We start from the raw sequence: 26,104 nt of genomic DNA, 5'->3' as shown, positions 1-26,104 counted from the left end.
GCATGTGATCTGGCTGTTCGCGCTATCGCTGCTGATGCTGGCTGTCGCCGTATCGGTGCTCTGAAGAAGGATCCCGTCATGCGTTCACACAGCTGCCCCAAATGCCAGAGCCAGATGGTTGAGGGCTTCGTCGCTGACGAGGGCTATGGCACCAAACATGTCAGCAAATGGATCGAGGGCGCGCCGGAAAAGAGCTTCTGGACCGGCCTGAAGATCGGCAAGCGCCGCAAGCTCGAGATCCGCAGCTGGCGCTGCCGCAATTGCGGGTTTCTGGAACATTACGCCCCCGCCTGAGCCAACGCAGGAGACTCATGATGCTGACCGCCCTGTTTGCCCCGCGCCGTCATCTTCCCTTGCTGATTGCCGCCTCCGCGCTCGCGTTGGGCATTGGCGTGTTGGGAACGCTGGCATGAGCCTGAAACGTTATCGCGACGCACTCCGGGTGCGGCAAGGTTACTGGTTCGCGCCCAAGCTGTTCGGCTGGGGCGCGACGCCGGTGACGTGGCAGGGGTGGCTGACGATGTTGGTCTTCATCCTTGCCATTGTCGCGGTGCTGTACTGGGCGCCCACCCAGTTCATCCGGCTTGGCGTCGCGCTGCCGATGCTCGCGGTCTTCGTCTGGTTTGTCTGGACAAAAACCGATGGCGGCTTTCGCTGGCGCTGGGGTCCGGACCAGGACTGAGGATCAGCGGCGCGGCTGAACCGGCGGTGGCGGGCCGAAGGCTTCGTCGAGCAGCCGGGCGAGGCGCAGGCCGCCGCGCTTGATCTGCGCCTGCATCATCGGGACCAGCTTTTCGATATCGGCATCGTCGAGCTTGCCGCGCGCTGGCAGGTCGGCGCGGCACGGATCGCCGTCGAACGCGGCCTCATAGGCCATATGCGACGCCTGCCAGTTCTCGCGGCTCCAGTCCTCGACGGTGCCGGCGCTTTCCTTCGCACGCTCCTCGGCGGAATAGACCTGCACCACCGGCGGGGGTGAGGTGATCGCGCGCTCGGCCAGCCAGCCATCGGTGATGCTGTGCAGGTTCAGCCGCTCCGGGGCGTAGATGCCGTAATCGGTGCGGGCGCGGTTGCCGCCAAGGTCGCCCTTGTCGCCAGCGTGCAGCGGCTGGTGGAGATCGCCGACGAAGTGCGTGAGGAAGGCGAGCGCCATCACCTTTTCGCGGACCGGGACATCCTTGTCCTGCAACAGCTTCACGCCGCGATCGATCTGCGCCGAGACGCAATTGCCGTCGGGGCAATTGCCCTTGAGCGTGAACGGCTTGCAGATGTTCACATTCTGATAGTGCCAGTTGTAGGCATAGCTGAACCGCGCGCCGAGCGGCTTGATGCAGTCGGCCCAGACGCTCGCCTCTTCCAGCGTCTTCGCGGGACAGGTCGGGGTTTCGAGCAGGCCCTGCTGGCGCAACAGCCGATCGATCGCGCGGCGCGTTTCGGGCTTCACATTCTTGTAGGCGATGGTCGCGACGGTCTGATGCCCGAACTCCCAATAGGCGAGCGCGGGAGTGGCAGCAAAGCTGGCGGCGAGCGCGAACAGCGCGATGAGGGAGCGAATCATGCCGCTGTCCTTACTGTTCGTCGCCATAGATCGCGACCGTCTTCGCGCTGCCGGCGGAAACCTTGCCGCGATACATGCCAGGCGTGTTGAAGCTCCACGCCATCTCGCCGGTCGGGCCAGTGACGATGACGCCGCCGGTGCCGCCGAGCGCGCGGGTTTCGGCCATGACGGTGTCGGCGGCGGCCTGGAGGCTTTCGCCCTTGAAGCGGATGCGGGCGCAGATTTCATGGGCGACGCCTTCGCGGATGAAGAACTCCCCTGCCCCGGTCGCGGAGACGGCGCAGGCGCGGTTGTCGGCGTAGGTGCCGGCGCCGATCAGCGGCGAATCGCCGACCCGGCCCCAGCGCTTGCCGGTGACGCCGCCGGTCGAGGTCGCGGCGGCGACGTTGCCCGCCTTATCCCGCGCCACTGCGCCGACCGTGCCGTACTTCATGTCGACATCGAACCAGCTGGTCTTCTGCGCCTTCATCTTCTCAAGCTGCTGGCGGCGTTCGTCGGTGGCAAACCATTCTGGGCCGACCTGCTCCAGCCCCTTTTCGGCGCTGAACACGTCCGCGCCCTTGCCCGCGAGCATGACGTGCGGGCTGTCCTCCATCACCTTGCGCGCGAGCGCGATCGGGTTCTTGGTCCTGGTGACACCGGCAACCGCGCCGGCCTTGCGGTCCGCGCCGTCCATGATCGCGGCGTCGAGTTCGTTGGTGCCTTCATAGGTGAACACCGCGCCGCGCCCGGCGTTGAAGTGCGGATCGTCCTCCAGCACCTTTACCGCCGCCTCGACCGCGTCGAGCGCGCTGCCGCCTCCGGCGAGCACCTTTGATCCCGCCTCCAGCGCTGCGTCCAGGCCCTTGCGCGCGGCTGCCTCACGCTCCGGCGTCATCTTGTCGCGTTCGAGCACGCCGGCACCGCCATGGATGACGAGCGTCCAGTCGGGTTGCGTCTGGGCGGTGGCGGGGGCGGACATCAGCAGGGCTCCGATCAGAAGGGAAAGGCGGTTCATACGGCCTCCGGGGTCATTTTAGGCGGCGCGGCGGCGCGGCGGGCATAGCGCAGGCCGATCAGCGGCCGCAGCCACGGCACTTCGCGTCCGTAGCGGTAGAAGAGCCAGCAGCCCAGCGCGGTCACCGGCACCAATATGACAAACTCGACTGCGGCGGGAAGCGACAGCTTCAGCAGCCAGTACATCGCGACGACGATGATCGTCTGGTGGATCAGGTAGAAGGGGAACACCGCTTCGGTCAGCATCGGGCGCCAGCGATGATCGCGGTTGAGGTACACCTCGGCAATCCCGATCAGCGCGGCGATCATCATCCACGCCTGAATGTAGCGCGAGGCGAGCATGATACGGCTGGGCAGCCAGGGGGTGCGCGCGGGATAAGCGATGTCGATCGCGGCGGTGACGGCATATCCAGCGAGGCCGATCGCCAGCGCCGGCTTCCACAGCCGCGCGATCCACCCCATCACCGGCTTTGACCCCGCCAGTGCGAAGCCGAACAGGAAGGCGGGAAAATAGGCGAGGTGCGCGACGCCATCGCCGATCACATCATGGGTGTCGCTCCACCGCTGAAACACCACCACTTGCGTCATCAGCAGCCAGGCGGCGGGGAGCCACAGCACGCGTGTTCCCGCGAAGAGCTGGTCGAAGATCCGCTGCACCGCCGCGCCGCCGGGCAGGCTCGCGACGAGCACCAGGCCAAGCGTGTAGAGATAGAGATAGCCGACAAACCACAGATGGTTCCAGGTCGGCAGGACGATCGGGCCGAAGTCGCCAAAATGCCAGTAATGCCGGGTCCAGAAGGTCCAGTAATCGAATGGATAGGGCCATTGCGTGCACAGCTCGACCCAGCTTTGCGGGGGGACGATCACCGCGATGCCGAACAGCAACGGCAGGATCAGCCGCCAGCTGCGATCGGCGACGAAGCGCCCCGGCCCGCGCGACTTGAGCCACAAGGCCCGGCTGGCATAGCCCGACACGACGAACAGCAGGGTAAGGCGCCACGGGTTGGTGAACAGCATCGGCACCGTCACCCATTGCGCGGGATCGGCCGTCTTCACATGGTAACCCCATGGCACAAAGACCATGCCGATATGGTAGAAGATCAGCAGGCCGAACGCCCCGATCCGCAGCCAGTCCATGCCATAATGCCGTTCCACTCGCGCGCCATAGCGACGGATCGGCGTGGGCGAAAGCAGCACCGAAGGGCAGTTCAGGCGATTTGCGGCGACCTTTGCTTGTCAGGCGCCGCCCCGCGCGGTCCAAGGCCGATCAAGGGGCGCAGCCAGCCGATCTCCCGTCCGATCAGGTAGGTCGCGATACAGACGAGCGCAGTCCCGCCGAGCAGAACGAGGAACTGCACGCCCGCCGACAACCGCAGCGGCAGCGTGTACCAGGCGATCAGCACAATCGCAGGCTGGTGGACGAGGTAGAAAGGGAACACCGCCTCCGCCGCCGTCTTGCGCCAGCGATGGTCGCGATTCCAGAAGCGGTCGGCGCACTGGATCAGCACCAGTGTCATCGCCCAGCCCATCGCCACCTGCCCCGCCCGCGCGACCGCCATCACCCAATGCGGGGGCACGGCATTGCCGGGATAGCTGGTCTCGACCAGCACCACGGCGACCCCGCTGATTGCGGCCAATGCCAGCGCACCGCCCCAGACACGGCGCAGCACCGGCCACAGCACCGGCGATCCGGCGAGCACGAACCCGAACAGAAACAGCGGGAGATAATTCGCATGCCCGGCCCAGTCGCGCAGCAACCCCTGTTCGTCCGCGACGATGAACTGCAGGCCCAGCCGCGCGATCACCAGCAGCACCGCAGGCACCCACACCAGCCGCCACCCCTGCGCCATCCACGGCACGACCCGATCGACCACTAGGTCATACAGGTATCGGCCGCGCCACAGGATCAGCGCGAGGACCACGGTGTACGCCCAGAGATAGACGACGAACCACAGATGCTCCCAGCTCGGGAAGCTGCGGCCCCAAAACGCGCCGACGCGCCAGTAATCGGTCGTCCAGAAGCGCAGATAGCCATGCGGATACCCCGCCTCGACCACCCGCACCCACATCTCGACCGGGATCAGCACCGCCATGCCGAACGCGAGCGGGATCAGCAGGCGCAGATTGCGCGCGTGCAGGAAGCTGCGCGCGTCACGGGACTTGGCGAAGAGGTGCCAGGAGGCAAAGCCCGAGACGGCGAACAGCAGCGGCAGCCGCCACGGCGTCAGCAGCGCCATCGGCGCGATCAATTCCGAAAACTTGTAGTCGGTATGGATCACCCACGGCCAGGGCGAGAAGACCATGGCGATGTGATACACGATCAGCAGCGCGAATGCGGCGATGCGCAGCCAGTCGAGGCCGTAATGCCGCCCGCCGCGCGCAAGACCATGGTTCGCTTCACTCACGCGTCGCGCTATAGGCGGGCGAGCCTCACCAATTGGTTAGCGGGAGCGTGAATGCGGCGGACGGGCATTTTATTCGGAGCGCTGTCGCTGCTCTGTGCGCTCACGGCCACTGTCGCCAGCGCGCGGCAGGCTGCAATCCCCGACACCGCGCCCGCCGGTCGCTTCGACCCCGCCAGCGTGCCGCCCGCCCCCGATTATGCCGGGCCGACCCACTGGGCCTCGCTGCCCTGGACCCGCGACGATGGCGACATGACGCCGCAGGGCGTGGCCGAGGCGCAACAGCTGCGCGCGCCAGCCGATGTCTTCTTCATCCATTCCGCCGTGCCGCTGCGCCGACCGGTGTGGAATGCCGACCCCCGCGATGTCTGGTATAATGGCGATGTCGGCCAGACGACGATCCGCAATCAGGCGAGCGCGTTCAACGGGTGCTGCGCAATCTATGCCCCGCGCTATCGCCAGATGAACCCGGCGGCGGACGACAGCGCGGCGCTGGAGCTGGCCTATTCGGATATTGCCCGCGCCTTTGCCGAGTTTCGCCGCCGGGTTGGCGACCGGCCGTTCATCCTTGCCGGACATGGGCAGGGATCGCAGCTCGGCCAGATGCTGATCGAACGCGCGATCGATGGCCAGCCGATCGCGGCGCGCATGGTCGCGGCCTATCTACCCGGTCACGCGATACGGCTCGACTGGCTCAAGGCGCGGCGGAGCGTCCGCCTCTGCGCCGACGCGACCGATACCGGCTGCGTCGCCACCTGGTCGAGCTGGGCGGAGGGCAGCAAGCGCTTGCGCGGGCGCACCGCCATCGCCTGTACCAACCCGATCAGCTGGTCGGCGGCACCCGCGCTCCCCGCCCAGCATCGCGGGGCGTGGATGCGCAACGGGCTCGCGCTGCCCGAGCCGCTGCGCGCGCCCGAACCCGGCCTGATCGGCGCCCGCTGTGGCAAGGATGGGCGCCTGTATGTCTCGTCGCCCGGCGTCCTCTATAGCAACTTCGCCAAGCCTGACGGCGACTATCGCGCGCTCGACATCCAGCTGGTGTGGATGGATGTGCGCGAGAATGCGGTTGGCCGCGTCGGCGCCTTTCTCGCCGCGCAGCGATAGGCTATAGGCCCCGCGAACTCTGAGGAAATCCGATGTCCTTGCGTCCCTGGCGCGATATTGCGCGCCGCCAAAGCCGTCAGATCATGGTCGGCAACGTCCCCGTCGGCGGCGATGCGCCGGTCACCGTCCAGACGATGACCAACACCCCGACCTCCGATCCCGTCGCGACGATCGACCAGATCCGCCGCTGCGAGGATGCGGGCGCGGACATCATCCGCGTCTCGTGCCCCGATGTCGAAAGCACCGCGGCGCTGCGCCAGATCGTCCGCGCCGCGCGCGTGCCGATCGTCGCCGACATCCATTTCCACTATAAGCGCGCACTCGAGGCCGCCGATGCGGGCGCGGCGTGTCTGCGCATCAATCCGGGCAATATCGGATCGGCCGATCGCGTGAACGAAGTGGTCAACGCGGCCAAGGCCAATGGCTGCGCGATCCGGATCGGCGTCAATGCCGGGTCGCTCGAAAAGGATTTGCTGGAGAAGTACGGCGAGCCCTGCCCCGAGGCGCTGGTCGAAAGCGCGCTCGATCATATCAAGCTGTTGCAGGACCGCGATTTCCACGAATTCAAGGTTGCGGTGAAGGCGAGCGACCTGTTCCTCGCCGCCGCCGCCTATCAACAGCTCGCCGAAGCGGTCGATTGCCCGCTGCACCTTGGCATCACTGAAGCCGGCGGATTTGTCGGCGGGACGGTGAAGAGCGCGATCGGGATGGGGTCGCTGCTGTGGTACGGCATCGGCGACACGATCCGCGTTTCGCTCTCGGCCGAGCCGGAAGAGGAAGTGCGCGTCGGATTCGAAATCCTGAAGGCGCTCGGCATCCGCAACCGCGGTGTCCGCGTGGTTTCTTGCCCAAGCTGCGCGCGTCAGGGCTTCGACGTGATCCGCACCGTCCAGGCGCTGGAGGAACGGCTCCAGCACATCCGCACCCCGCTGTCGCTCAGCGTGCTCGGCTGCGTCGTCAACGGCCCCGGCGAAGCGCGCGAGACCGATATCGGCCTGACCGGCGGCGGCAACGGCAAGCACATGGTCTATCTGTCGGGCGTGACCGATCACACGGTCGAGGACGCCGACATGCTGGAGCATATCGTCAAACTGGTCGAGGCCAAGGCGGCGGAGATCGAGGCGGCGAGTGAGGCAGCGGCGGTGGCGGCGGCTTGAGTTGGAGCCACCTTATTGCACAGGTCTTGCCGACCTATATCATCGCGGTCGCGGTGTTTGCGATAAGGCACGCGTTGAGTGCGCTGCTCTGGCCTAGGTTTGCGCGCCATGAGCGGTTTCACGCCAGCTTACCCTTGGGTTTTCAGATCGCTCGTCCGGCACCAGGCGGCATGTTCCTCGCTCTCCGAATTACGCTTTGGGGGATGGGACTAGGTGCCCTGTTCATACCGATCTTCCTCGCGGTCGTTTGGGAAGTGACCGATGACGGCGGTGACAACCGCTTGCGATTGCTCGCGCTCGCAAACGTGCTTCTGATCGTCTGCACCTACATGATCGACCGTCGCCTGATGCAGCGCTGGAAGGCCCGAGCCTTCGGCTGACCTGCTTACTTTCGTTCTTTCGCAGAGTTCGGCGGCTCGCATCCCGCCTTTGAAGCTGCTATTCTCAGAGCATGAAGCCCGAACGCGCCCTATACGAAGACCGCGATGCACCCGAACGCGCGCGTGAGCGAGCATTGGCGGATATTGCGGCGGGCCGGACTGTCCCGCATGAGCAGGTTGCGGAGTGGCTGAAGACCTGGGGCACGCCTGCCGAAAAGCCGATGCCATCGGAATGGCTCAAATAATCTGGACGCGCGAGGCGCTTGCCGACCTCGCCGCCATTCGCGCCTATATTGCGCAGTTCGACCCCGACGCAGCGGCCCGGTTCGCCGCACGGCTGATTGACGCTGGCGAGGGACTGGCGGATTTCCCCCGCAAAGGCCCGGAGATTGATGATGGTCTGCGCCGCTGGTCGCTCGTCCGGCCCTACTCGATCCGCTACCTGATCGACGGTGACGCGGTTTACATCATCGATATTGTCCACGGCGCCCGCGACGAACCCGCTTGAGAATCACTTGATTCCACAGGACGCGTAAATCCTCTAGGGCGCCCGCCATGCGCCCCGCCTCCCCGCTCATCGCCTTTACCGTCGCGTCGCTTGGTATCGCCATCTTCTCGTCGATGGATGCGGTGATGAAGGGGCTGGTGCTCGTGCTCGGTGCCTATAACGCGCTCACCTGGCGGACGATGGCGGGGATCGTCGCGAGTGGCATCCCCTATGCGCTGTCGCGTCCCCCGCGCCCCAGCCGCGCGGCGATGCGGCTCCATCTGATCCGCGCTGCCGTCTCCGCCGTGATGGCGTTCCTGTTCTTCTGGGGGCTCGGCAGGGTGCCGATGGCGCAGGCGATTGCGCTGGCGTTCATCGCGCCGATCATCGCGCTGTTCCTGGCCGCCTGGCTGCTCAAGGAGCGCATCACCCGCGTCACGATCATCGCCACCGCGCTCGCCTTTGCCGGCGTGCTGCTGATCCTGTGGGGACAGGCGCAGGCGGAGCTGGGCCGCGAGGCATTCTGGGGCGCGATCGCGATCCTGGTGTCGGCGGTCGCCTATGCGTGGAACATCATCCTGATGCGCCAGCAGTCGCTAGTCGCCGGGGCGATCGAGGTTGCCTTCTACCAGTCGCTGTTCATTTCGATCATCTTCCTGTTCGCCGCGCCGTGGCTGCTCGAACTGCCTGCGGTCGAGCATGTCCCGGCGCTGGCGCTGGCGGCGGTGTTGGCGACGATGTCGCTGTTCCTGCTCAGCTGGGCCTATGCCCGCGCCGAGGCCAATTATCTTGCGCCGACCGAATATACGGGCTTCCTGTGGGCGACCCTGTGGGGATGGGTGGTGTTCGACGAGGGCGTTTCGCTGTTCACCGTGGCCGGGGCGGCGCTGATCGTCGGCGGCTGCATCATCGCGGCGCGGCGGCGCGACCATGCACCGGTCGCCGATACGGAGGCACAGATTTGATCACGATTCGTCAGGCCGGCGAGGCCGATTTCGATCTTGTCGCGGAGTTCATCCGCAAGCTCGCCGAGTATGAGAAGCTCGCGCACGAAGTCCGCTTCGACGACGCGACGCTGCACCGCCATCTGTTCGGGCCGCGCCCCGCAGCCGAGGTGCTGATCGGCGAGGTCGACGGCGCGCCTGCGGGGTTTGCGCTGTTCTTCCAGACCTTTTCGACGTTTGAGGGCAAGCCCGGCATCTGGCTGGAGGATCTGTTCGTGGAGCCGAATGCGCGCGGCGCTGGGCTGGGCCGCGCGCTGCTGTCGCGCCTCGCCGCGTTGGTCATCGAGCGCGGCGGCGCGCGGCTGGAGTGGAATGTGCTCGACTGGAACGAGCTCGGCAAAAGCTTTTACCGCAGCATCGGCGCGGGCCATGTCGATGGCTGGGAGCGCTGGCGTATGCAGGACGACGCGCTGGAGGCACTCGCCAATGGCCTATGATGCAGGGCTGATCGACTGGGCGAAGGAGGCGCTGGAGCCGCTCGGCGCGATCACGCACCGCCCGATGATGGGCGCCGCGATGCTGTATTGCGACGGTCTGGTGGTCGCAGTGATCGACGAGGAAGCGATCTACTTCAAGATCGACAAGGTCAGCGCGCCGATGTGGGACGACGCGGGGTGTCCGCCGTTCACCTTCACCGGCAAGGACGGCGAGACCGTATCGATGAACTATCGCCGCGCGCCGGACGACGTTTATGACGATGCCGAGGCGATGCAGCGCTGGGCGGGACTGGCACTGGAGGCCAGCCGCCGCGCGCCAGTGAAGAAGAAGCGCGGCTGACGCGCGTCAGGCACTCGCCAGCGCCCCCTGCATCCGCGCGATATCCCGGCGCGGCGGCGCACCGAACAGACGGCGATATTCGCGGCTGAACTGCGACGGGCTGTCATAGCCGACGGCGAAGCCCGCGCTGCCCGCGCTTGCCCCCTCCGCCAGCATCAGGCGACGTGCCTCCTGCAACCGCAGCTGTTTTTGATATTCGAGCGGCGTCATCCGGGTCATCGCCTTGAAATGCGCGTGGAGTGAGGATTCGCTCATCCCCGCAGCGTCGGCGATCTCGCGGATGCGCAGCTGCTTGTCGAAGGCACTTCGGATCGTCGCGATGGCGCGGCTGACCTGCCGCAAATGGCTGTCCCCCGCCGCGATGTGACGCAGCATCGGCCCGTGCGGTCCGGCGAGCAGACGATAGAGAATCTCGCGCTCGATCAGCGGCGCGAGCATCGCGATGTCGCCGGGCGCGTCGAGCAGCCCCACCAGCCGGCACGCGGCGTCGACCAAACCGGGGTCGCTGGGACAGACGGCTAGCGCTGGCGTACCCGTGGGTGCGCCCGGCCCGCCTTGCGCCACCACCAGATCCGCCAGCGCCGTCATGTCGAGGCCGATCGCGCAGCAGAAATAGGGCCGCTCGGGACTGGCTTCCAGCACATGTCCGACCAGAGGCAGATCGACCGAGACAACCAGATAATTGGCGGCGTCGTAGATCAGGCTATCCCCGCCCACCGAAATGCGCTTTGCTCCCTGGGCTATCAGGCAAAGCGACGCTTCATAGACCGCCGGCGTCGGGTCGGTCGGCGCATGTCCCCGGATCAGTGATAGTCGCGGCACTTCGGATGCGAACATGCCGGGTGCGTGCGTGTGCCGAGCGATGATCGATGCGAGCTGTGCGACGCGTTCCATGCCCCGCGATGTCGCGCAGATAGGATCCGATCACAAGGCGCCGGGGACAATTCTGGAGAATCGTACAACTTCTTCGGGTTATCGCTCTACCGCTCCGGACGGCTCCGGGCCCACTTCACGGCCACGAACTCAAGCCGAAAGGAACGGACCCGTGACCACTGGAACCATCGACAAGACAATCCTGATTACCGGCGCATCGAGCGGCATCGGCGAAGCGACCGTCCGCGAACTCGCCGCCGCCGGAGCCCGCCTGTTCATTGGCGCGCGCCGCGCCGACCGCCTCGCCGCGCTGGCGCAGGAACTGGGCGACAACGTCGCTTGGCAGCAGCTCGACGTTGCCGACGGCGACAGCTTCGAGGCGTTCGTCGCAGCGGCAGACGCGCGCTTCGGTCGTGTTGATGTACTCGTCAACAATGCCGGCGTGATGCCGCTCTCCCGCCTCGATGCGCTCAAGCGTGATGAGTGGAAGCGGATGATCGACGTCAACGTGCACGGCGTGCTCAACGGCATCGCTGCGGTGCTGCCCCGCTTCACCGCGCGGGGCGGCGGACATGTCGTCAATGTCGCATCGGTCGCTGCGCACATGGTGGCGCCAACCGCAGCGGTATATTGCGGGACCAAATATGCTGTCTGGGCGATCACCGAAGGGCTGCGGATGGAACATGACGATATCCGCACGACGATCATCTCGCCCGGCGTGGTCGCGACGGAACTGGGCGACGACATCACCGTGCCGGAAATCGCCGCAGGGCTGAAGCAATGGCGCCAGAAGTCGCTGACGCCCGACGCGATCGCCCGCGCGATTCGCTACGCCATCGCCCAGCCCGATGGGGTCGATGTGAGCGAAATCATCGTTCGCCCGGCCGGCGGCGCATTCTGAACGAACAAGGCCCCGGATGCGCAAACATCCGGGGCCTTGGATATCTTCAAAAGCGTGGGAAGCGGGTCAGGCGACTGCCGCAGCAGCCTTGGCCTGCTTGGCCGCTTCGATCGCTTCGAGCACGATCCGCTTGGCTTCCTCGGCATCGCCCCATTCGCCGATGCGGACCCACTTTTCGGACTCGAGGTCCTTATAGTGTTTGAAGAAATGCTCGATCTGCTGAAGCACGATCGAGGGCAGATCGCCGCGCTCGCCAACATCGGTGTAGTAAGGGAAGGTCGTGTCGACCGGCACGCACACCAGCTTTTCGTCGCCGCCAGCCTCGTCTTCCAGCTTCAGCACGCCGATCGGACGCGCACGCACGACGCAGCCGGGGATGAAGGGCGAGCGCGAGATCACCAGCGCGTCGAGCGGGTCGCCATCGGGCGACAGCGTGTGCGGAACGAAGCCGTAGTTCGCCGGGTAGCGCATCGGCGTGTGCAGGATGCGGTCGACGAACAGCGCGCCCGAATCCTTGTCGAATTCATACTTCACCGGCTCGCCGCCGGTCGGCACTTCGATGATGACGTTGAGGCTGTGCGGCGCGTTGTCGCCGACAGGGATTTTGTCGATACGCATTGGTCTTCCTTATTTCTGGTTCGGCCGATGCCTTGCCCGCGTCAACGGGCCTGCAACAACCTATCCAGGCCACCCTCTCCGGTGCCGATTTTTTCGAGGCGCGGATAGCGCAGGCCACCGGTATAGTCGATGGCCGTTTCGCGATAGCGGGTGCCGCTTTTCACGAGCAGCTTGATCGGAGCCTTGCTCGTCTTCGCCTCGGTCACCGCCGCCTTCAACCGGTCGTCGCTATATTCGCGCCCCGCAACCGCGACGATCGTATCGCCGAGATCCAGCCCGGCGTTGAACGCGGGCGAGTCCCAGGTGACGCTCGACACCGCCCCGCCCTTGCCCACGGCAAGGCCAAGCGAATAGCTGAGATCGGTGCGGCTGGCGCGCTTTTCGGCATGTTTGAACGCTGCGGTCGGCTCGTCGGTGTAGATCAGACGGTAGCCGTTTTCGGTGAAGCCGGCGAGCGGCGCCTTGGGCGCGACGTCGTAGACGCGGGTCTTGAGGAACCCCGCCCAATCATAAGGCTGGATGGTGTTCAGCGTGGTCGCGACCTCGTTGAGGTCATAGGTCAGCACGCCCCAGTCGCCGTCGCGCATCCCGAAAAAGGCGCGGGCGAAATCGTCCATCGACTTCTTGCCGCGCGACAATTCGCGCAGCTTGGCGTCGGCCTCCAGCCAGATCAGCAGGCCTTCATTGTAATAATCCTCCGACCGCTGCCAGCTCAGCCAGCCCTTGGGGCGGCGCGCGGAGATGATCGGGTCGTTGGTGGTATCGACCAGCGCGCGCCATTGCCGCGCCGGGCGATTGTCGAGGCTCGCGGCGATGCTGGCGAGCATGTCGAGCGTATCCGCCTTCGACACGATGCCCGAGCGCGCCTGCAGGACATAGCCCCAGAACTGCGTCTGCCCTTCATACACCCACAGTAGCGAGTCGCGCATCGGGGTGCGGAAATCGGGGGTCCAGCTGTCATTGCCGCGGCGGAACTTGCCGTTCCAGCTGTGGACGAATTCGTGCGGCAAAAGGTTGCGCGAGCCGGGCCCCTCGCTCCACTTGGTGAAATAGCCGGGGGCGACGCCATTCTCCGAACTGCGGTGATGTTCGAGGCCGATGCCGCCCATCTCGTCGCTGATCGCCAGCAGGAATTCATACTGATCGTAGTGCTGCGCGCCGAACAGCTTGATCGATTGCTCGACCAGCTTCCTGTGGGCGTCGATCTGCTCGGGCTTGGCCTCCAGCTCCTCAGGCGCGTCGGCAAACACGTTGAGGTCGACACGGTCCGACAGTTTGAACTCGCGATAATGGCGCCCGGCGAACACCGGCGAGTCGATCAGCGTTTCGTAATCGGTGGTTTCATAGACGTAAGATCCCCCCTGCTTCTTCGCGGGCAGGCCCGACACAGCGGTCCAGCCCGTAGGATAGGTCACGGTCGCGGCGACCGGGATGCGGCGCGCGAAATAGCCCGCGGGATAGAGGCTGACCTGTTCGAACTGCAGGTTGAGCATGTTGGGCGCGATCGACACGCGGCCCTGATCGCGGTCGGTCGCACCGAGGAACTGGAATTCAATATCGAGCTGCTTCGCGCCAGCCGGAACGTCGACATGGAACGCCCACACATCGACCGTGTCGCGCGTCCAGGCGACCGGCTTGCCATTGGCGCTGATCTTGAGGCCCGCCAGCTTCTCGATCTCGCCGCGCGCGGCGTGCTTGCCGGGCAGCCAGGCGGGCATCATCAGCACCATCGGCCCGGCATCAGCGACAGGGATCACCTGCTTCACGCGATAGATCGCCTGCTGGATATTGGTCGCATCAACCGTGACCGTCATCGTGCCGGGATAGGCGACGTCCCTGGCGACCGGGATGCGGTTTTCGAACGGCAGCGGCTGGGGCGTGCTGTTCTGGGCAGTGGCAGCGGAAGTAGCGAGCAACAGGGCGGTGAGCGCAAGGGCGCGACGCATGAACGAACCTTTCGGGAGGGGTCGGGTTATTTTGTTACCCTAATCAGTCCGGGGCGGCGAGGTAAAGCCTTGCCACAAACAGGCTTCACGGCTTGCTTACCATTATCGCGCTAAGCCGTGCGCCATGTATCACGACCCTGCCCTTGCCCGCAGCGCCAAGGCCGATCCGCGGCCCAAATCCGCCGTCAGCACCGGATGCGGCCTTGCCGGGCTGATCGGCATGGCCGCGTGGCTGACGGTTGCGCGCACCTATGGGCTGGACGGCCCGTTCGCGGCGCTGGTGAACCTCGCGGCGGGCGGCATCCCGATGGTATTGTGGGCGGTGTTCGTCGACAAGGTGCATCGTAACCCGACGACGGGCGTGAAGTGGAGCGACCCGCGCCCGCTCAGTGAAACGCGCGACATTTCGATCACCAAGCTGGCCGGGCTGTGGCTGACCTGGGGCGGGATCGCGGGCATCTATGCCGTGTGCCGCTTTTATTGGGAGGGCAATTTCGCCTTTGCCATGTGGTGTTTCCAGATGGCGGCGCCGGCGCTGTTCGTGCTGTCGATCCCGTATGTGCTTTGGATCGACCGGTATCTGGAGAAGCCCAAGGATGGCGCGTTCATGCTGGGCGCGTGGCTGATCGGGTCGAAGGAGCCGGTGGACGAGGCTGCGATCCACAACCACCTGCGCAGCTGGGCGGTGAAGGCGTTCTTCCTCGCCTTCATGCTCGCGATCGTGCCGCCGGGGTTCGGCGCGTTCGTGCGCGCGGATGCGAGCGGCATCCTGACCAACCCGATCGCGCTCGCCAACTGGCTGATCACCGGCATGTTCATGCTCGACGTCGCCTTTGCAACAGTCGGCTATGTCCTCACGTTCCGCCCGCTCGACAGCCATATCCGCACCGCCAACCCCTATGCCGGGGCGTGGGCGGTGGCGCTGATCTGCTACCCACCGTTCATCCTGATGGGCAATGGCGGGCCGCTCGACTATCATCCCGGCACGTCGGACTGGACGCACTGGCTGGCGGGGCATGACGTGCTGCTGTGGATCGTCGGCGCGGTGCTGGTGGCGCTGACCGCCATCTATGCCTGGGCGACGATGGCGTTCGGCTTCCGCTTTTCCAACCTCACGCATCGCGGGATCATCACGCATGGGCCGTATGCGTTCACGCGGCACCCGGCGTATCTGTCGAAGAACCTGTTCTGGTGGATCGCGACCTGTCCGTTGCTGGTCACCACCGGCAGCCTGGCCGACGCGGCGCGCGCGAGCCTGCTGCTCGGGCTGGTCAGCTTGATCTACTACGTCCGCGCGAAGACCGAGGAAAAGCATCTCGGCGAAGACCCGGAATACCGGGCGTATAGCGCGTGGATGGAGCGCAATGCGCCGATCCCGCGGCTTTTTGCTTGGGTGATGGGGAAGACGGGAAAAGGTGAGATGACTGCGAAGGCGGAGACCTCACGGGATTAATCGCGCCATCCGCCGCGTGAGTAATCGAGCAGCTTTCGGACGACAGCCGCCGGCATCGTCACCATCCTACCATTTACGCGCGCGCGTACTGGCGCGGGGCTGTCACCCCAGTCCGGATACTCGATCAGGATCGGCTCCCGGTCTTCTTCGCCCGCGACAAAGACGACGATCCGCGGTGAGAACTCCCCGGACGCGATGTCAGCATCTGGCAAGCGCGGGTCACAGATAGCGCTCATCATTGCCTGCCAGAACGCACGGACCATCGCGGCGTCGCCACCCTTTTCCATGATTTCGTTCGTAGAGGGGAAGACACGACGCACGAACCCGATTGGAAACACGCGGACCTGCACCAAGTCTTGCGGTTCACCAGCAGCGCAAGCCGACGATGGCTGCGGCGATGCCCCTTTCGGCAGATCGGCTGACATCGGAACGTCCGCCGCCATCAGCGCCATCATCAAGCTCGCCAGCATTTCACTACCTTTCGCTCTGTCTTGCTCAACATAGCTGCGCGCCTGCCTTCCGGTGGACCCCGGAACAAGTCCGGGGTGACCGTTGGGGTTTGGTCAGCCCATCCACTCCACCCATGCGCCATGGGCATGCGCCGCCGCCAGCAGCTGCGGCTCCCCGCTCCCCGGCCACGTCCGCACGGTCAGTTCATGGCGGAAGGTCTGCCGGTTCGCCTCGACCGCAATCCAGGCCAGCGGGCGCTCGGGCGTAGCCTTCGCCCCCGCCGCCTCCATCGCCGCAGTGATCGCCGCCTGTCGCTCGGCTCCGAGATATTGCCAGACGATCGAGTGCATCAGCACGCGGGTCGTCCCCGCCGCCTGTGGCCGGGCGAGCGCTTCGACAACAAACGCCGCAGCATCCGCCTCGACCAGATCGGGCGCGCGCCGGGCCGCCTCCGCTGCCGCGATCTCCAGCCGGTGCGCCCGCACACGATGTTCGGGCCAGGCATAGGCGCGCAGCCGCAAGAGCGCGTCGGGATCAGTGAGGTCGATCGGCGCGACGTCGCAGCCGCGTAGCGCCACGATCTCGACCCCGGCCTCGGGCGGTGGCGGGCCGCGCCAGTCGGGGGCGATGCGCATCGCCGCATCTTCCGGCCCGACTGCGACTCCGCCAAGGTCGTAGCGGTAGCGGTCCATCATCAGGTTGATCCCGGCGCTCGATCCGATCTCGATACATTCGAACCGTCCTGAAAGCCCCTGCGCCGCCAGCCACAGCATCGCCGCGGCATAGTTGCTCGACCGCGCCGCCTCGTTCGTCTGCGGCGGGCCGTCGAGCCACGGCAGCAGCGCCGCGTCGTGCGCGTCGATCCCAGCGTTGACCAGCGGCCCGGCATCCACCGCTTCCCCGGCATAAAGGCCCTCAAGCGACGGCGCCGCCCCGGTCAGATACAGCGCATGCAGCCCGCCCGCCGCGCGCAGCGGCAGCGCGTCGGCCATCGGCTTGCCCGGCCAGTCGCGCAGCCTTGCACGGAATGCTCCCGGCCCGTCGATCCCGTCGAGGATCGCCTGCACCACGCTGGCGGTCAGGCCGGCGTCGTTCGCGCGGCAATAGTCCACCTGATTGGCGAACGCGGTCCGCACATCCTCCAGCGCCATCCAGTCGGCCATATGCACCTCCGTACCTCTTGTTGCGCCGCAACGCCCCCCCAAGTAAAGGCGCGCAACCCATGACCGACACCAGCACCGATCCGATCATCCTTGCCGTACCCAAGGGCCGCATCCTCGAAGAGGCGTTGCCGCTGCTGGCGCATGCCGGAATCGTGCCCGAACCGGCCTTCTCGGATGAAGGCAGCCGTGCGCTGCGCTTCAAGACCAACCGCCCCGATATCGACCTGATCCGGGTGCGCGCGTTCGACGTCGCGACCTTTGTCGCGCATGGCGCGGCGCAGTTGGGCATCGTCGGGTCAGACGTGCTGGCCGAATTCGCCTATTCGGAGCTGTATGCGCCGGTTGACCTTGGCATCGGGCATTGCCGCCTGTCGGTGGCCGAGCCAGCCGCGCTCGCCGCGACGGACGATCCGCGCGGGTGGAGCCATGTCCGCGTTGCGACCAAGTACCCGCATCTCACGCGCAAGCATTTCGAGGCGCGCGGCGTGCAGGCCGAGTGCATCAAGCTCAACGGCGCGATGGAGCTGGCCCCGCTGCTCGACCTTGCCCCGCGCATCGTTGATCTGGTGTCGTCGGGCCGCACGCTCAAGGAAAACGGGCTGGTCGAGGTCGAGACGATCATGGAGGTGTCGAGCCGCCTGATCGCCAACCGCGCCGCGTTCAAGACGCGCCCTGAAATCGTGCCGCTGGTCGACGCTTTCCGGCGCGCCGTGGAAAGCGAGGCTGCCGCATGATCCGCCTGTCCACGTCCGAGCCGGGCTTTGCCCAGGCGTTCCGCGAACTGGTCGATGCGCGGCGCGAAGCCGATGCCGATGTTGCGCGCGACGTGCGCACCATCGTCGCATCGGTGCGCGACGAGGGCGATGCCGCGCTGCACGCCTTTACCCGCAAGTTCGACCGCCATGACCTCAACGAAACCGGCTGGCGGATCGAGAAGAGCGACTGGATCGCGGCCTATGAGGCGCTCGCCCCCGATCTGCGCGCCGCGCTCGAACTCGCCGCCAAGCGGATCACCGCCTATCACGAAAAGCAGAAGCCGGCGGACAGCGACACGACCGACGCCGATGGCGTGCGCACCGGCGCGCGCTGGGGCGCGGTCGAGGCGGCGGGGGTCTATGTCCCGGGCGGTCGCGCGGCCTATCCGAGCTCAGTGCTGATGAACGCGATTCCGGCCAAGGTCGCGGGCGTCGATCGCGTCGTGATGGTCACGCCGACCCCGGATGGCGAGATCAACCCGCTCGTCCTCGCCGCCGCGCACATCGCCGGGGTGGACGAAATCTGGCGCGTCGGCGGGGCGCAGGCGATTGCTGCGCTCGCCTATGGCACCGGGCGGATCGCCGCGGTCGATGTCATCACCGGCCCCGGCAATGCCTGGGTCGCGGAGGCCAAGCGCCAGCTGTACGGCGTGGTCGGCATCGACATGGTCGCGGGGCCGAGCGAGATCGTCGTCGTTGCGGACGGCAAGAACGATCCCGAATGGATCGCCGCCGACCTGCTCAGCCAGTCCGAACATGACCCGACCAGCCAGTCGATCCTGCTGACCGATGACGCGATCCTCGCGGGCAAGGTGGCCGAGGCGGTCGATCGCCAGATCGGCGAGCTCTCGACCCGCAAGGTCGCGCGGCAGAGCTGGGACGCCAATGGCGCGATCATCCTGACCGCGACGCTCGACGAGGCGATCCCGCTGGTCAACAAGCTCGCGCCCGAGCATCTCGAACTGGCGGTGGACGATCCCGATGCGCTGTTCGCCCGCGTGCGCCATGCCGGTTCCGTGTTCCTCGGCCGGATGACGCCGGAAGCGATCGGCGATTATGTCGCTGGCCCCAACCATGTCCTGCCCACCGGCCGCCGTGCGCGCTTTGCCAGCGGGCTGTCGGTGCTCGACTTCATGAAGCGCACCAGCTTCCTGGCGCTCGACGCACAGGGGTTGGCAGCGATTGGCCCTGCGGCGGTGGCGCTGGCCGAGGCCGAAGGGCTGCCCGCGCATGCCAAGTCGGTGGCGCTTCGCCTATAATATTCGCGACCTTGCCGAATGGCGGTCACGGTCCCTACAGACCTTCATATGGAGGGCCGCGCGCCGCGTGGCCCGAACGGAAATTGATCTATGCCCAGTCCCTCTGCCAAATCCCGATCCAAGGCCCGCGCCGCTGCGCGGCTTGCCGCCGTGCAGGCGCTGTATCAGCAGGAGATGGAGAAGACCCCCCTCGCCCAGCTGCTCACCGAATTTCACCAGCACCGGCTGGGCGCGACGATCGATGATGCGGAGTATATCGATGCCGACGCGACGTTCTTCGACGATATCGTCAAGGGCGTCGATGCGCGGCGCGACGAGATCGACGCGCTGATCGCATCGAAGCTGGCGGTGGACTGGAGCTTCGACCGGCTCGACCGCCCGATGCGCCAGATCCTGCGCGCGGGGACGTACGAGCTGCTGGCGCGCAAGGACGTGCCGGTTGGTGCGGCGATCAGCGAGTATCTCGATGTGACCGATGCCTTTTACGACCGGCGCGAGAAGGGGTTCGTCAACGGGCTGCTCGACGCGATTGCGAAGGTGGTGCGGGCTTAACCTGCATCGTCACCCCCGCGAAAGCGGGGGCCCATCTCCTCGGCCATCCACATCTACGCCGGTGCGGTTTGCCGCGCTTCCGGGAGATGGGCCCCCGCTTTCGCGGGGGTGACGATTCAGTTCACTGCGGCCCGACATTCTTCACCCGGCCCAGCGCAGGCGGCTCCACCACCTGCCCCCGCGCAAACCACGCCTCAAGCGCGTCGAGATCAAGCACCCCGCCCGCGACGATCCGCCCAACCTTCAGAGTCGTGAAGCTATCCCCGCCGCCAGCGAGGAACCCGTTCATCGCCACGCGATAGCTCGCTGCCGTGTCTAGCGGCTTGCCCTGGACCAGCGGAGCGATGATCCGCTGCCCCTCCGGCCGCGACCGGTCGTAGCTGTAGGTCAGGCCCGCCGGGAACAGCAGCTTCGGCCCGTCTTCATTGGTGAATTGCTGCTCCAGCACCGCCAGCAATTGCGCACCACTATATTCGCGGACCTGCAGGTTGTTGCCGAAGGGCTGGGTGGTGAAAAGGTCACCGAACGTCACGGTGCCGTCCGCTGCTGGCGTGATCGACGCGCGCACGCCGCCGGGGTTCATCAGCGCGATCTGTGCCCCGTCCTTCTGCGTTGCCGCCAGCTGGGCATCGGCGATCAGCAGGCCGAGGGGAGATTCGACCATCTCGCTGTCCTCGTCGCGCAGGATCGGCGCCGACGCCTTGCCCACCGGGCGGCGAGCGAGCGGCGCGGCGGCGGCGGCGTAGCGCGCGACATGCGCCGCGACCGCCGGATCGGCGGGGTAGGTCGGGAAAGCCGGGTTCGCCTTGACCGGCCCGCCAGCGCTGACCGCGCCATCGCCCTGCACGATTACCTGCCGCGCCGAGCGTGCCGACACCTTGCGCGTGACGGGATCGAAACTGAGGTCGATGCCGGTCAGCATCACGCCATTATTGCCCGCGCTGGTCAGCAGCACTGGCTTGGCCGGGTTGGTCGCGGAATAATCGCAGACATAAGCGCGGTGGGTGTGGCCCGAAACGATCACGTCGATACCGGGGTTCAGCCGCTCCATGATGTCGAGGATCGGCCCCGACAGCCCCTCGCACTGGTTCGGCTGGTCCGAGCGGGCGGGATAGCCGCCCTCATGCACCATCATCACGATTGCGTCGGCACCCTGCGCCTTCAATTGCGGGATCAGCTTGTTCGCCGTCTCCGCCTCATCGGCGAAGCGATAACCGACGATCCCCGCCGGATCGACATAGGTGCCGGTCATCCGCGTGGTCAGGCCGATAAAGCCGATGGTGATCTTGCTGCGCCCCGTACCGAACGTCTTGAGGCCGGTGGCGGGCGTTAGGCTCTTGCCCGATGCGTCGAGCGTGTTCCCGGCGAGATAGGTGTAGGACGCGCCCTTGAAGGGTTCGAGCTGGCACGGCTGTGCGACCGCATTCTTGTCGCACCCGCCCTTTTGCAGGCGGAGGAGTTCGGTCGTCCCGCGATCGAATTCGTGGTTGCCGGCGGCGTTATACTCAAGGCCTGCCATGCTCAGCGCCTTGACCGTCGGTTCGTCGAGGAACAGCGACGACACGAGCGGACTGGCGCTGGTCAGGTCGCCCGCCGCGACGACGACATTGTTGGGGTTGCCTGCCTTGAGCGCCTTCACCGCCGAGGCGAAATAGGCCGCGCCGCCCGCGGGTACCTTCACCGTCGTGCCGTCCGCCGCCTGCACGTCGATCGGCCGCGCGGGGGTTTCGAGCGCGCCGTGGAAATCGTTGAACGCGATGATCCGCACGCTCACCGGTGCGGCGGGAGTCGCCGCCCGCTGCGACGCGCAGCCAGCGAGGGAGAGCCCTGCAAGCAGTCCAACGATCAGGCGCATGTCATTCTCCCGACGAGTCGTTCGCCGGTCAGGTACCAGCGCGCGTGGCCAGCGTGTATCGCGATTTGGTTCAGGCGGAGGCGAAAAACGTGATTGTCGAGCACCGAAGCGCAGCGTGCTTATGGCACGTGAGCATCGGAGCGCAGAGAATCGCGTTTTGCAGCCCCGCATGGGCCAAATCGCGATACACGCTAGCCGTCACCGACGCGTTCGATGTCTGCGCCGACGCCCTGCAGTTTCTCCTCGAGCCGCTCATAGCCGCGGTCGAGGTGATAGATGCGGCTGACCTGGGTCTCGCCCTCGGCGACCAGGCCGGCGAGGATCAGGCTCATTGATGCGCGCAGGTCGGTTGCCATTACCGGCGCACCGACCATGCGATCGACGCCGCGCACCACCGCGGTACGCCCGCTGACGGTGATGTCCGCGCCCATCCGCGCCAGTTCGGGCACGTGCATGTAGCGGTTTTCGAAGATCGTCTCGGTCAGCACGCTCGCGCCGTCGGCCTTGCACAGCATCGCCATGAACTGTGCCTGCATGTCGGTGGCGAAGCCCGGATAGGGCGCGGTCGACAGAGTGATCGGCTTGAGCGGGCCGTCAGCGGCGACGCGGATGCCGTTGGGCTTTTCCTCGATCGTCACACCCGCCTCGACCAGCGCATCGAGAGTCGCGCGCATGTCGTCGGCCTTGGCCCCTTCCAGCACCACGTCGCCGCCGGTGATCGCGGCGGCGCAGGCATAGCTGCCCGCTTCGATCCGGTCGGGCATCACGGCATAGGTCGCGCCATGCAGCCGCTCGCGGCCCTCGATCGTCAGCGTCTCGCTGCCGATGCCGTGGATCGACGCACCCATTGCGACCAGCAGGTTGCACAGATCGACGATTTCCGGCTCACGCGCGGCATTCTCCAGCACCGTGGTGCCGCGCGCGGTGGCAGCGGCCATCAGCGCATTTTCCGTCGCGCCGACCGACACGACCGGGAAGCGGTAGCGCCCACCAGGCAAACGCCCGCCCGGCGCCGTTGCCTTTACATAGCCTGCGGCCAGCTCGATCTCCGCGCCCATCGCTTCCAGCGCCTTAAGGTGCAGGTCGATCGGGCGGTTGCCGATCGCGCAGCCGCCGGGCAGCGACACCGTCGCCTCGCCCTCACGCCCCAGCAGCGGGCCGAGCACCAGGATCGACGCGCGCATCTTGCGCACGATGTCGTAGGGCGCGACCGTCGAGGTCAGGCGCGAGGCGCGCACGGTGAGCACGCGGCCGAAATCGCTGGGCCGTGTCCCCTCGATCGCGGTCGATGCGCCAAGCTCATTGAGCAGATGGCCGAAGCTGTCGGCATCGGCGAGACGCGGCAGATTGCGCAGCGTCAGCGGCTCGTCGGTTAACAGCGCGCACGGCATCAGCGTCAACGCGGCGTTCTTCGCGCCGGATATAGCAATATTACCGGATAGGCGGTTTCCGCCACGAATGAGAATACGGTCCATTAACGGGCTTCTATCGCGTGAAAGGGCGCGCGCAAGTGCGGCAGATCGTTCCGCGCCTTGATCGACTTTAATGCGCTGATTTTGCAGCGATGCTTTGCAGGAGGAAGTTGGGGGAAGGGACAGAGTGTCAGGGAGTTGTTTCGCGGAAATCCTGGGCGAGCTGGTTACGCTCGTGCCGGGAGAACGGGCCGCGCTCGAACGGCTGGAGGAACGTCAGCGCCATATCCGGCGCGGCGCGATCCTGCTGCGCGAGAATGAGCCGGCGGATGAGCTGTACATTCTGCGCAAGGGACTGGTGATGAGCTACGTCCTGCTGGATGATGGCAGCCGCCAGATCCTGCGCTTTCACTTCCCCGGCGATGTCATGGGCATTTCCAGCATCGTCTATCGCGAATCTCCCGAAACCCTGTGCGCGCTGTCGGATTGCGTGGTGTGCCCGTTCGATCGCCAATCGTTCAGCGCACTCAGCGTCGCGCATCCGCGCTTGTCGGCACTGTTTCTGGTGCTCTGCCAAATCGAGCGGGTGGCACTCACCGATCGACTCGCCGCGCTCGGCCGCACGTCGGCCAAGGCGCGCGTCGCCGCGCTGCTGCTCGAGATGCGCAACCGCCTGCGCGGCACCGACAAGACGATCGACAAGGCGTTCAACCTCGGCCTGACGCAGGAAGAGATTGGCGATGCGACCGGCCTGACCTCGGTCCATGTCAACCGCATGCTGCGCCAGCTGGAGGAAGAGGGGATGATCGGCCGCGAATCGGGGCGGGTCACGCTGATCGACGAAGCGGCCCTCGCCCGCGCGGCGAATTATGTGAACCGGTATGAAGGGCTGGACCTGAGCTGGTTGCCGGAAGCGCGGTGAGACAACTCCCTTCGTCGTCCCGGCGTTGAGCCGGGACCAGGCTTCTTTTTGCTCATCCGATCCAAAGAACAGCCCAGCCCCGGCGCAAGGCCGCGGCGACGGGAAAGGTTCGAGCGCGTCGCGCAATCCGCATCGGCATGCTAAGCTGATCGCGTGAGCGACCCTGCGATCCTCAACTGGCGACGCCTGTCCCCGAGGCTGACGAGCTCGGGCCAGCCATCAGAGGAGCAGCTTGGCGAGATCGCTGCGCTCGGCGTGACGGATGTCATCAATCTTGGACCGCATGAGCATGTGAAGGCGTTGCCCGATGAAGCGGCCAGCGTCGCCGCGCTCGGCATGCGCTATACCTATATTCCCGTCGATTTCGCCGCGCCCACCGAAGCCGATTATGCAGCCTTTGCCGCCGCGATGACCGAGGCGGACGGGCGGACGATCCATGTCCACTGCATCGTCAACGCCCGCGTCTCCGCGTTTTTCTACCGCTACCGCCGTGATGCGATCGGCGAAAATGCGGCGCGCGCGGAGATGGATTCGGTGTGGCAACCCGCCGGGGTCTGGGCGGAGTTCATCGGGGACACGCCGGTGGACGGCACTGACCACCGCTATCGTGGGCGCGATTACTAACCGGCTCTGCCTCGTCCGAGCCTTGTTCGCTTTGCCTGAAGCTACGCCTTTTCCAGCGTGCATTGCAGCGGGTGCTGGTTCTGCCGGGCGAAGTCCATCACCTGCGCGACCTTGGTCTCGGCGACTTCGTAGCTGAACACGCCGCACACGCCGACGCCGCGCTGATGCACCGCGAGCATCACGCGGGTGGCCTCTTCCATGTCCATTTTGAAGAAGCGCTGGAGCACCAGCACGACGAACTCCATCGGAGTGTAATCGTCGTTGAGCATCAGCACGCGGTAGGGCGTCGGCTTCTTCGTCTTGGCGCGGGTGCGCGTCGCGACGCCGGTATGGGCGCCCTCATCGTCGTCGCGATCGGAATCGCCCATCGCGAACGGGGCCATCGGGGTGGAGCTGCGCAGCACTATCATGAGACCCGAGAAAATATGGCACCGCGGAGTCGAGGGCAAGGGGGCGGGATTCGATTTGCGGGATTTGAGCTGCACTCAAATCCTGCGGCACCGGCCCGCTCCCCCACCCGGCCACCCAACGCCAGTATCCCATGGGTGGCCGGGTGGGGGAGCGGGCCGGTGCCGTGACCAAAACGAAGAGCACGAAAAAGGGCGGCCGCGCATGGCGACCGCCCCAAATTCATCCGATCAGGACCGGTGGCCGGTTCAGGCCGCGGTCTTGACCTTCTCCATCGCGACCGCGACGCGGTTCGAGACGGGCTGCGCGGCGTCGCCAGCGAGCTTGATGAACGCTTCGGTGTTCTTCGAGGTCTCAGCGACCATCGAGTCGAACGCGGTGCGGACATAGTCGCTCTGCAGCTTGAAGAAGTCGGCCGGCGACTTGACGGCGGCCATGCTCTTCATCGCGGCGGTCGCCTGCTCGAACTGCTTGCGGCTATATTCCGCAGCGTCCTGGCCCAGCGTCTCGAGGCCCTTGGCGGCGATCTTGCCGCTCTCGACCATCGCTTCGACATTGCCCTTGGCCAGCTCGGTCATTTCGCCGACCAGCTTGGTGTTCTTTTCGACCGCAGCCTTGGCGCGCTCGTTCATCTCGGCGAACATCGCCTGGCTCTTTTCCATCGTGGCTTCCATGATTGCAGTTCCCTTGCTTGCGGTTTCCGCCATCTGGGGGGCGGCATCTTCGATCAACTCGATTACAGGTGCGGCGGCCGTTTCGGCGGCTTCCGCGACAGGTTCAACGACCGTCTCGATCACGGCCGGCGCGGCTTCCGCGACGGTCTCGACGGTTTCAACGACCGGAGCCGCAACCGCCTCAACGATGGGCGCGGGCTTCGCTTCGACCACCGGAGCGGCGGCTGCGACAGGCTTTGGCGCGGCCTTGGCGACCGGTGGCTTGTTTGCCGGTTTCTTCGCGCCGGTACGCGGACCCTTGCTGGCCATATCGACGTCCTCGCTGCGATTATTGCAATGCAGCATATACGACGTCGGAAGGGTCAATTCAAGAG

General features: G+C 66.0%; 30 protein-coding genes. 17 read left to right on the top strand and 13 right to left on the bottom strand.

Features of this window, described 5'->3' with window-relative positions; translation table 11 throughout:
- The first annotated feature begins 78 nt into the window (after positions 1 to 78).
- A complete protein-coding gene (locus tag K9B35_RS09120) occupies positions 79 to 294 on the top strand; it encodes a PF20097 family protein (protein WP_224921514.1) in 216 nt (71 codons plus the stop codon).
- 115 nt (positions 295 to 409) lie between these two features.
- Entirely contained in the window at positions 410 to 682 is a 273-nt protein-coding gene (locus K9B35_RS09115; protein ID WP_224921513.1) for a hypothetical protein, read from the top strand.
- Positions 683 to 685: 3 nt separating this feature from the next.
- On the opposite strand, the gene K9B35_RS09110 is transcribed toward K9B35_RS09115, so the two are convergent.
- From K9B35_RS09110 to K9B35_RS09095, 4 genes are read right to left on the bottom strand one after another with little or no spacing between them, the layout of a single operon-like run.
- The gene (locus K9B35_RS09110) at positions 686 to 1,558 is read right to left on the bottom strand and encodes a S1/P1 nuclease (RefSeq protein ID WP_224921512.1); all 873 of its coding nucleotides are present in this window, start codon (positions 1,556 to 1,558) and stop codon (positions 686 to 688) included.
- Between the two features lie 10 nt (positions 1,559 to 1,568).
- Positions 1,569 to 2,555: an isoaspartyl peptidase/L-asparaginase family protein gene (locus K9B35_RS09105; RefSeq protein WP_412103453.1), complete on the bottom strand. Its 987-nt coding sequence runs from the start codon at positions 2,553 to 2,555 to the stop codon at positions 1,569 to 1,571.
- Positions 2,552 to 3,751 carry an acyltransferase family protein gene (locus K9B35_RS09100; protein WP_318245964.1) on the bottom strand — a complete coding sequence of 400 codons (1,200 nt, stop codon included), beginning with the start codon at positions 3,749 to 3,751 and terminating at the stop codon, positions 2,552 to 2,554. Before K9B35_RS09100 ends, K9B35_RS09105 begins: the two co-directional genes overlap by 4 nt.
- An 11-nt stretch (positions 3,752 to 3,762) precedes the next feature.
- Entirely contained in the window at positions 3,763 to 4,959 is a 1,197-nt protein-coding gene (locus tag K9B35_RS09095; RefSeq protein ID WP_224921511.1) for an acyltransferase family protein, read from the bottom strand.
- Positions 4,960 to 5,010: 51 nt separating this feature from the next.
- Between K9B35_RS09095 and K9B35_RS09090 the strand changes: the two genes are divergently transcribed.
- From K9B35_RS09090 to K9B35_RS09055, 8 genes are all read left to right on the top strand, one after another.
- Positions 5,011 to 6,060 (top strand): DUF3089 domain-containing protein, encoded by a 1,050-nt coding sequence (locus K9B35_RS09090; protein ID WP_224921510.1) that lies wholly within the window; start codon positions 5,011 to 5,013, stop codon positions 6,058 to 6,060.
- A gap of 32 nt (positions 6,061 to 6,092) precedes the next feature.
- Entirely contained in the window at positions 6,093 to 7,217 is a 1,125-nt protein-coding gene (gene ispG, locus K9B35_RS09085) for a flavodoxin-dependent (E)-4-hydroxy-3-methylbut-2-enyl-diphosphate synthase (RefSeq protein ID WP_224921509.1), read from the top strand.
- A gap of 26 nt (positions 7,218 to 7,243) precedes the next feature.
- On the top strand, positions 7,244 to 7,597 hold the full coding sequence (locus K9B35_RS09080) for a hypothetical protein (RefSeq protein WP_224921508.1): 354 nt from the start codon (positions 7,244 to 7,246) through the stop codon (positions 7,595 to 7,597).
- 71 nt (positions 7,598 to 7,668) lie between these two features.
- Positions 7,669 to 7,842: an antitoxin gene (locus tag K9B35_RS09075; protein ID WP_224921507.1), complete on the top strand. Its 174-nt coding sequence runs from the start codon at positions 7,669 to 7,671 to the stop codon at positions 7,840 to 7,842.
- The gene (locus K9B35_RS09070; RefSeq protein WP_224921506.1) at positions 7,782 to 8,105 is read left to right on the top strand and encodes a type II toxin-antitoxin system RelE/ParE family toxin; all 324 of its coding nucleotides are present in this window, start codon (positions 7,782 to 7,784) and stop codon (positions 8,103 to 8,105) included. The genes K9B35_RS09075 and K9B35_RS09070 overlap by 61 nt, the downstream gene beginning before the upstream one ends.
- 47 nt (positions 8,106 to 8,152) lie before the next feature.
- On the top strand, positions 8,153 to 9,049 hold the full coding sequence (locus K9B35_RS09065; RefSeq protein ID WP_224921505.1) for a DMT family transporter: 897 nt from the start codon (positions 8,153 to 8,155) through the stop codon (positions 9,047 to 9,049).
- A complete protein-coding gene (locus K9B35_RS09060; RefSeq protein WP_224921504.1) occupies positions 9,046 to 9,525 on the top strand; it encodes a GNAT family N-acetyltransferase in 480 nt (159 codons plus the stop codon). The genes K9B35_RS09065 and K9B35_RS09060 overlap by 4 nt, the downstream gene beginning before the upstream one ends.
- Positions 9,515 to 9,865 (top strand): TfoX/Sxy family protein, encoded by a 351-nt coding sequence (locus K9B35_RS09055; protein WP_224921503.1) that lies wholly within the window; start codon positions 9,515 to 9,517, stop codon positions 9,863 to 9,865. The genes K9B35_RS09060 and K9B35_RS09055 overlap by 11 nt, the downstream gene beginning before the upstream one ends.
- A 6-nt stretch (positions 9,866 to 9,871) precedes the next feature.
- On the opposite strand, the gene K9B35_RS09050 is transcribed toward K9B35_RS09055, so the two are convergent.
- Positions 9,872 to 10,759: an AraC family transcriptional regulator gene (locus K9B35_RS09050; RefSeq protein WP_224921502.1), complete on the bottom strand. Its 888-nt coding sequence runs from the start codon at positions 10,757 to 10,759 to the stop codon at positions 9,872 to 9,874.
- 151 nt (positions 10,760 to 10,910) lie between these two features.
- Here K9B35_RS09050 and K9B35_RS09045 point away from each other — a divergent pair, with 151 nt between their 5' ends.
- Positions 10,911 to 11,639: an SDR family oxidoreductase gene (locus K9B35_RS09045; RefSeq protein ID WP_224921501.1), complete on the top strand. Its 729-nt coding sequence runs from the start codon at positions 10,911 to 10,913 to the stop codon at positions 11,637 to 11,639.
- A 66-nt stretch (positions 11,640 to 11,705) separates the two neighbouring features.
- Here K9B35_RS09045 and ppa read toward each other — a convergent pair whose 3' ends face one another.
- Positions 11,706 to 12,257, bottom strand: coding sequence for an inorganic diphosphatase (gene ppa / locus K9B35_RS09040; protein WP_224921500.1), 552 nt, complete (start codon positions 12,255 to 12,257; stop codon positions 11,706 to 11,708).
- Between the two features lie 41 nt (positions 12,258 to 12,298).
- Entirely contained in the window at positions 12,299 to 14,203 is a 1,905-nt protein-coding gene (locus K9B35_RS09035; protein WP_224921499.1) for a M61 family metallopeptidase, read from the bottom strand.
- A gap of 124 nt (positions 14,204 to 14,327) precedes the next feature.
- Here K9B35_RS09035 and K9B35_RS09030 point away from each other — a divergent pair, with 124 nt between their 5' ends.
- Positions 14,328 to 15,656 carry a methyltransferase family protein gene (locus K9B35_RS09030; RefSeq protein WP_224921498.1) on the top strand — a complete coding sequence of 443 codons (1,329 nt, stop codon included), beginning with the start codon at positions 14,328 to 14,330 and terminating at the stop codon, positions 15,654 to 15,656.
- On the opposite strand, the gene K9B35_RS09025 is transcribed toward K9B35_RS09030, so the two are convergent.
- Both K9B35_RS09025 and K9B35_RS09020 read right to left on the bottom strand, forming a co-directional pair.
- The gene (locus tag K9B35_RS09025) at positions 15,653 to 16,126 is read right to left on the bottom strand and encodes a hypothetical protein (RefSeq protein ID WP_224921497.1); all 474 of its coding nucleotides are present in this window, start codon (positions 16,124 to 16,126) and stop codon (positions 15,653 to 15,655) included. The genes K9B35_RS09030 and K9B35_RS09025 overlap by 4 nt on opposite strands.
- A gap of 93 nt (positions 16,127 to 16,219) precedes the next feature.
- The gene (locus K9B35_RS09020; RefSeq protein ID WP_224921496.1) at positions 16,220 to 17,269 is read right to left on the bottom strand and encodes a DUF2332 domain-containing protein; all 1,050 of its coding nucleotides are present in this window, start codon (positions 17,267 to 17,269) and stop codon (positions 16,220 to 16,222) included.
- Between the two features lie 59 nt (positions 17,270 to 17,328).
- Here K9B35_RS09020 and hisG point away from each other — a divergent pair, with 59 nt between their 5' ends.
- The 3 genes from hisG to nusB all read left to right on the top strand — a co-directional run bounded on the left by hisG (position 17,329) and on the right by nusB (position 19,835).
- Entirely contained in the window at positions 17,329 to 18,003 is a 675-nt protein-coding gene (gene hisG / locus K9B35_RS09015; protein ID WP_224921495.1) for an ATP phosphoribosyltransferase, read from the top strand.
- Positions 18,000 to 19,283, top strand: a complete 1,284-nt coding sequence (hisD, locus tag K9B35_RS09010) for a histidinol dehydrogenase (protein WP_224921494.1) — start codon at positions 18,000 to 18,002, stop codon at positions 19,281 to 19,283. Before hisG ends, hisD begins: the two co-directional genes overlap by 4 nt.
- Before the next feature lie 90 nt (positions 19,284 to 19,373).
- Entirely contained in the window at positions 19,374 to 19,835 is a 462-nt protein-coding gene (nusB, locus tag K9B35_RS09005) for a transcription antitermination factor NusB (protein ID WP_224921493.1), read from the top strand.
- A gap of 121 nt (positions 19,836 to 19,956) precedes the next feature.
- On the opposite strand, the gene K9B35_RS09000 is transcribed toward nusB, so the two are convergent.
- Together K9B35_RS09000 and murA are read right to left on the bottom strand one after the other, a co-directional pair.
- Positions 19,957 to 21,690, bottom strand: a complete 1,734-nt coding sequence (locus K9B35_RS09000) for a bifunctional metallophosphatase/5'-nucleotidase (protein ID WP_224921492.1) — start codon at positions 21,688 to 21,690, stop codon at positions 19,957 to 19,959.
- 191 nt (positions 21,691 to 21,881) lie between these two features.
- Positions 21,882 to 23,165, bottom strand: a complete 1,284-nt coding sequence (murA, locus tag K9B35_RS08995) for a UDP-N-acetylglucosamine 1-carboxyvinyltransferase (RefSeq protein WP_224921491.1) — start codon at positions 23,163 to 23,165, stop codon at positions 21,882 to 21,884.
- A 124-nt stretch (positions 23,166 to 23,289) separates the two neighbouring features.
- Between murA and K9B35_RS08990 the strand changes: the two genes are divergently transcribed.
- Positions 23,290 to 24,024 carry a Crp/Fnr family transcriptional regulator gene (locus tag K9B35_RS08990; RefSeq protein ID WP_224921490.1) on the top strand — a complete coding sequence of 245 codons (735 nt, stop codon included), beginning with the start codon at positions 23,290 to 23,292 and terminating at the stop codon, positions 24,022 to 24,024.
- Positions 24,025 to 24,177: 153 nt separating this feature from the next.
- Complete coding sequence (locus tag K9B35_RS08985; RefSeq protein WP_224921489.1) at positions 24,178 to 24,648, top strand: protein tyrosine phosphatase family protein; 471 nt, start codon at positions 24,178 to 24,180, stop codon at positions 24,646 to 24,648.
- A 41-nt stretch (positions 24,649 to 24,689) separates the two neighbouring features.
- Here K9B35_RS08985 and clpS read toward each other — a convergent pair whose 3' ends face one another.
- Both clpS and K9B35_RS08975 read right to left on the bottom strand, forming a co-directional pair.
- Positions 24,690 to 25,016, bottom strand: coding sequence for an ATP-dependent Clp protease adapter ClpS (gene clpS / locus K9B35_RS08980; RefSeq protein ID WP_224921699.1), 327 nt, complete (start codon positions 25,014 to 25,016; stop codon positions 24,690 to 24,692).
- Between the two features lie 288 nt (positions 25,017 to 25,304).
- Positions 25,305 to 26,039: a phasin family protein gene (locus tag K9B35_RS08975; protein ID WP_224921488.1), complete on the bottom strand. Its 735-nt coding sequence runs from the start codon at positions 26,037 to 26,039 to the stop codon at positions 25,305 to 25,307.
- Positions 26,040 to 26,104: the final 65 nt, after the last annotated feature.

Source organism: Sphingomonas sp. R647 (assembly GCF_020177055.1).
GTDB lineage: Bacteria > Pseudomonadota > Alphaproteobacteria > Sphingomonadales > Sphingomonadaceae > Sphingomonas.
The sequence above is the reverse complement of the archived record's forward strand: the minus strand, read 5'-3'. Positions and strand labels throughout refer to the sequence as shown.

Excerpts from the sequence above, each read along its gene's own strand:
- K9B35_RS09120 (WP_224921514.1), top strand. The coding sequence starts at position 79 with ATGCGTTCACACAGCTGCCCCAAATGCCAGAGCCAGATGGTTGAGGGC.
- K9B35_RS09115 (WP_224921513.1), top strand. The coding sequence starts at position 410 with ATGAGCCTGAAACGTTATCGCGACGCACTCCGGGTGCGGCAAGGTTAC.
- K9B35_RS09110 (WP_224921512.1), bottom strand. The coding sequence starts at position 1,558 with ATGATTCGCTCCCTCATCGCGCTGTTCGCGCTCGCCGCCAGCTTTGCT.
- K9B35_RS09105 (WP_412103453.1), bottom strand. The coding sequence starts at position 2,555 with ATGAACCGCCTTTCCCTTCTGATCGGAGCCCTGCTGATGTCCGCCCCC.
- K9B35_RS09090 (WP_224921510.1), top strand. The coding sequence starts at position 5,011 with ATGCGGCGGACGGGCATTTTATTCGGAGCGCTGTCGCTGCTCTGTGCG.
- ispG (WP_224921509.1), top strand. The coding sequence starts at position 6,093 with ATGTCCTTGCGTCCCTGGCGCGATATTGCGCGCCGCCAAAGCCGTCAG.
- K9B35_RS09075 (WP_224921507.1), top strand. The coding sequence starts at position 7,669 with ATGAAGCCCGAACGCGCCCTATACGAAGACCGCGATGCACCCGAACGC.
- K9B35_RS09065 (WP_224921505.1), top strand. The coding sequence starts at position 8,153 with ATGCGCCCCGCCTCCCCGCTCATCGCCTTTACCGTCGCGTCGCTTGGT.
- K9B35_RS09055 (WP_224921503.1), top strand. The coding sequence starts at position 9,515 with ATGGCCTATGATGCAGGGCTGATCGACTGGGCGAAGGAGGCGCTGGAG.
- K9B35_RS09050 (WP_224921502.1), bottom strand. The coding sequence starts at position 10,759 with ATGGAACGCGTCGCACAGCTCGCATCGATCATCGCTCGGCACACGCAC.
- ppa (WP_224921500.1), bottom strand. The coding sequence starts at position 12,257 with ATGCGTATCGACAAAATCCCTGTCGGCGACAACGCGCCGCACAGCCTC.
- K9B35_RS09035 (WP_224921499.1), bottom strand. The coding sequence starts at position 14,203 with ATGCGTCGCGCCCTTGCGCTCACCGCCCTGTTGCTCGCTACTTCCGCT.
- K9B35_RS09030 (WP_224921498.1), top strand. The coding sequence starts at position 14,328 with ATGTATCACGACCCTGCCCTTGCCCGCAGCGCCAAGGCCGATCCGCGG.
- K9B35_RS09025 (WP_224921497.1), bottom strand. The coding sequence starts at position 16,126 with ATGCTGGCGAGCTTGATGATGGCGCTGATGGCGGCGGACGTTCCGATG.
- K9B35_RS09020 (WP_224921496.1), bottom strand. The coding sequence starts at position 17,269 with ATGGCCGACTGGATGGCGCTGGAGGATGTGCGGACCGCGTTCGCCAAT.
- hisG (WP_224921495.1), top strand. The coding sequence starts at position 17,329 with ATGACCGACACCAGCACCGATCCGATCATCCTTGCCGTACCCAAGGGC.
- hisD (WP_224921494.1), top strand. The coding sequence starts at position 18,000 with ATGATCCGCCTGTCCACGTCCGAGCCGGGCTTTGCCCAGGCGTTCCGC.
- nusB (WP_224921493.1), top strand. The coding sequence starts at position 19,374 with ATGCCCAGTCCCTCTGCCAAATCCCGATCCAAGGCCCGCGCCGCTGCG.
- K9B35_RS09000 (WP_224921492.1), bottom strand. The coding sequence starts at position 21,690 with ATGCGCCTGATCGTTGGACTGCTTGCAGGGCTCTCCCTCGCTGGCTGC.
- murA (WP_224921491.1), bottom strand. The coding sequence starts at position 23,165 with ATGGACCGTATTCTCATTCGTGGCGGAAACCGCCTATCCGGTAATATT.
- clpS (WP_224921699.1), bottom strand. The coding sequence starts at position 25,016 with ATGGGCGATTCCGATCGCGACGACGATGAGGGCGCCCATACCGGCGTC.
- K9B35_RS08975 (WP_224921488.1), bottom strand. The coding sequence starts at position 26,039 with ATGGCCAGCAAGGGTCCGCGTACCGGCGCGAAGAAACCGGCAAACAAG.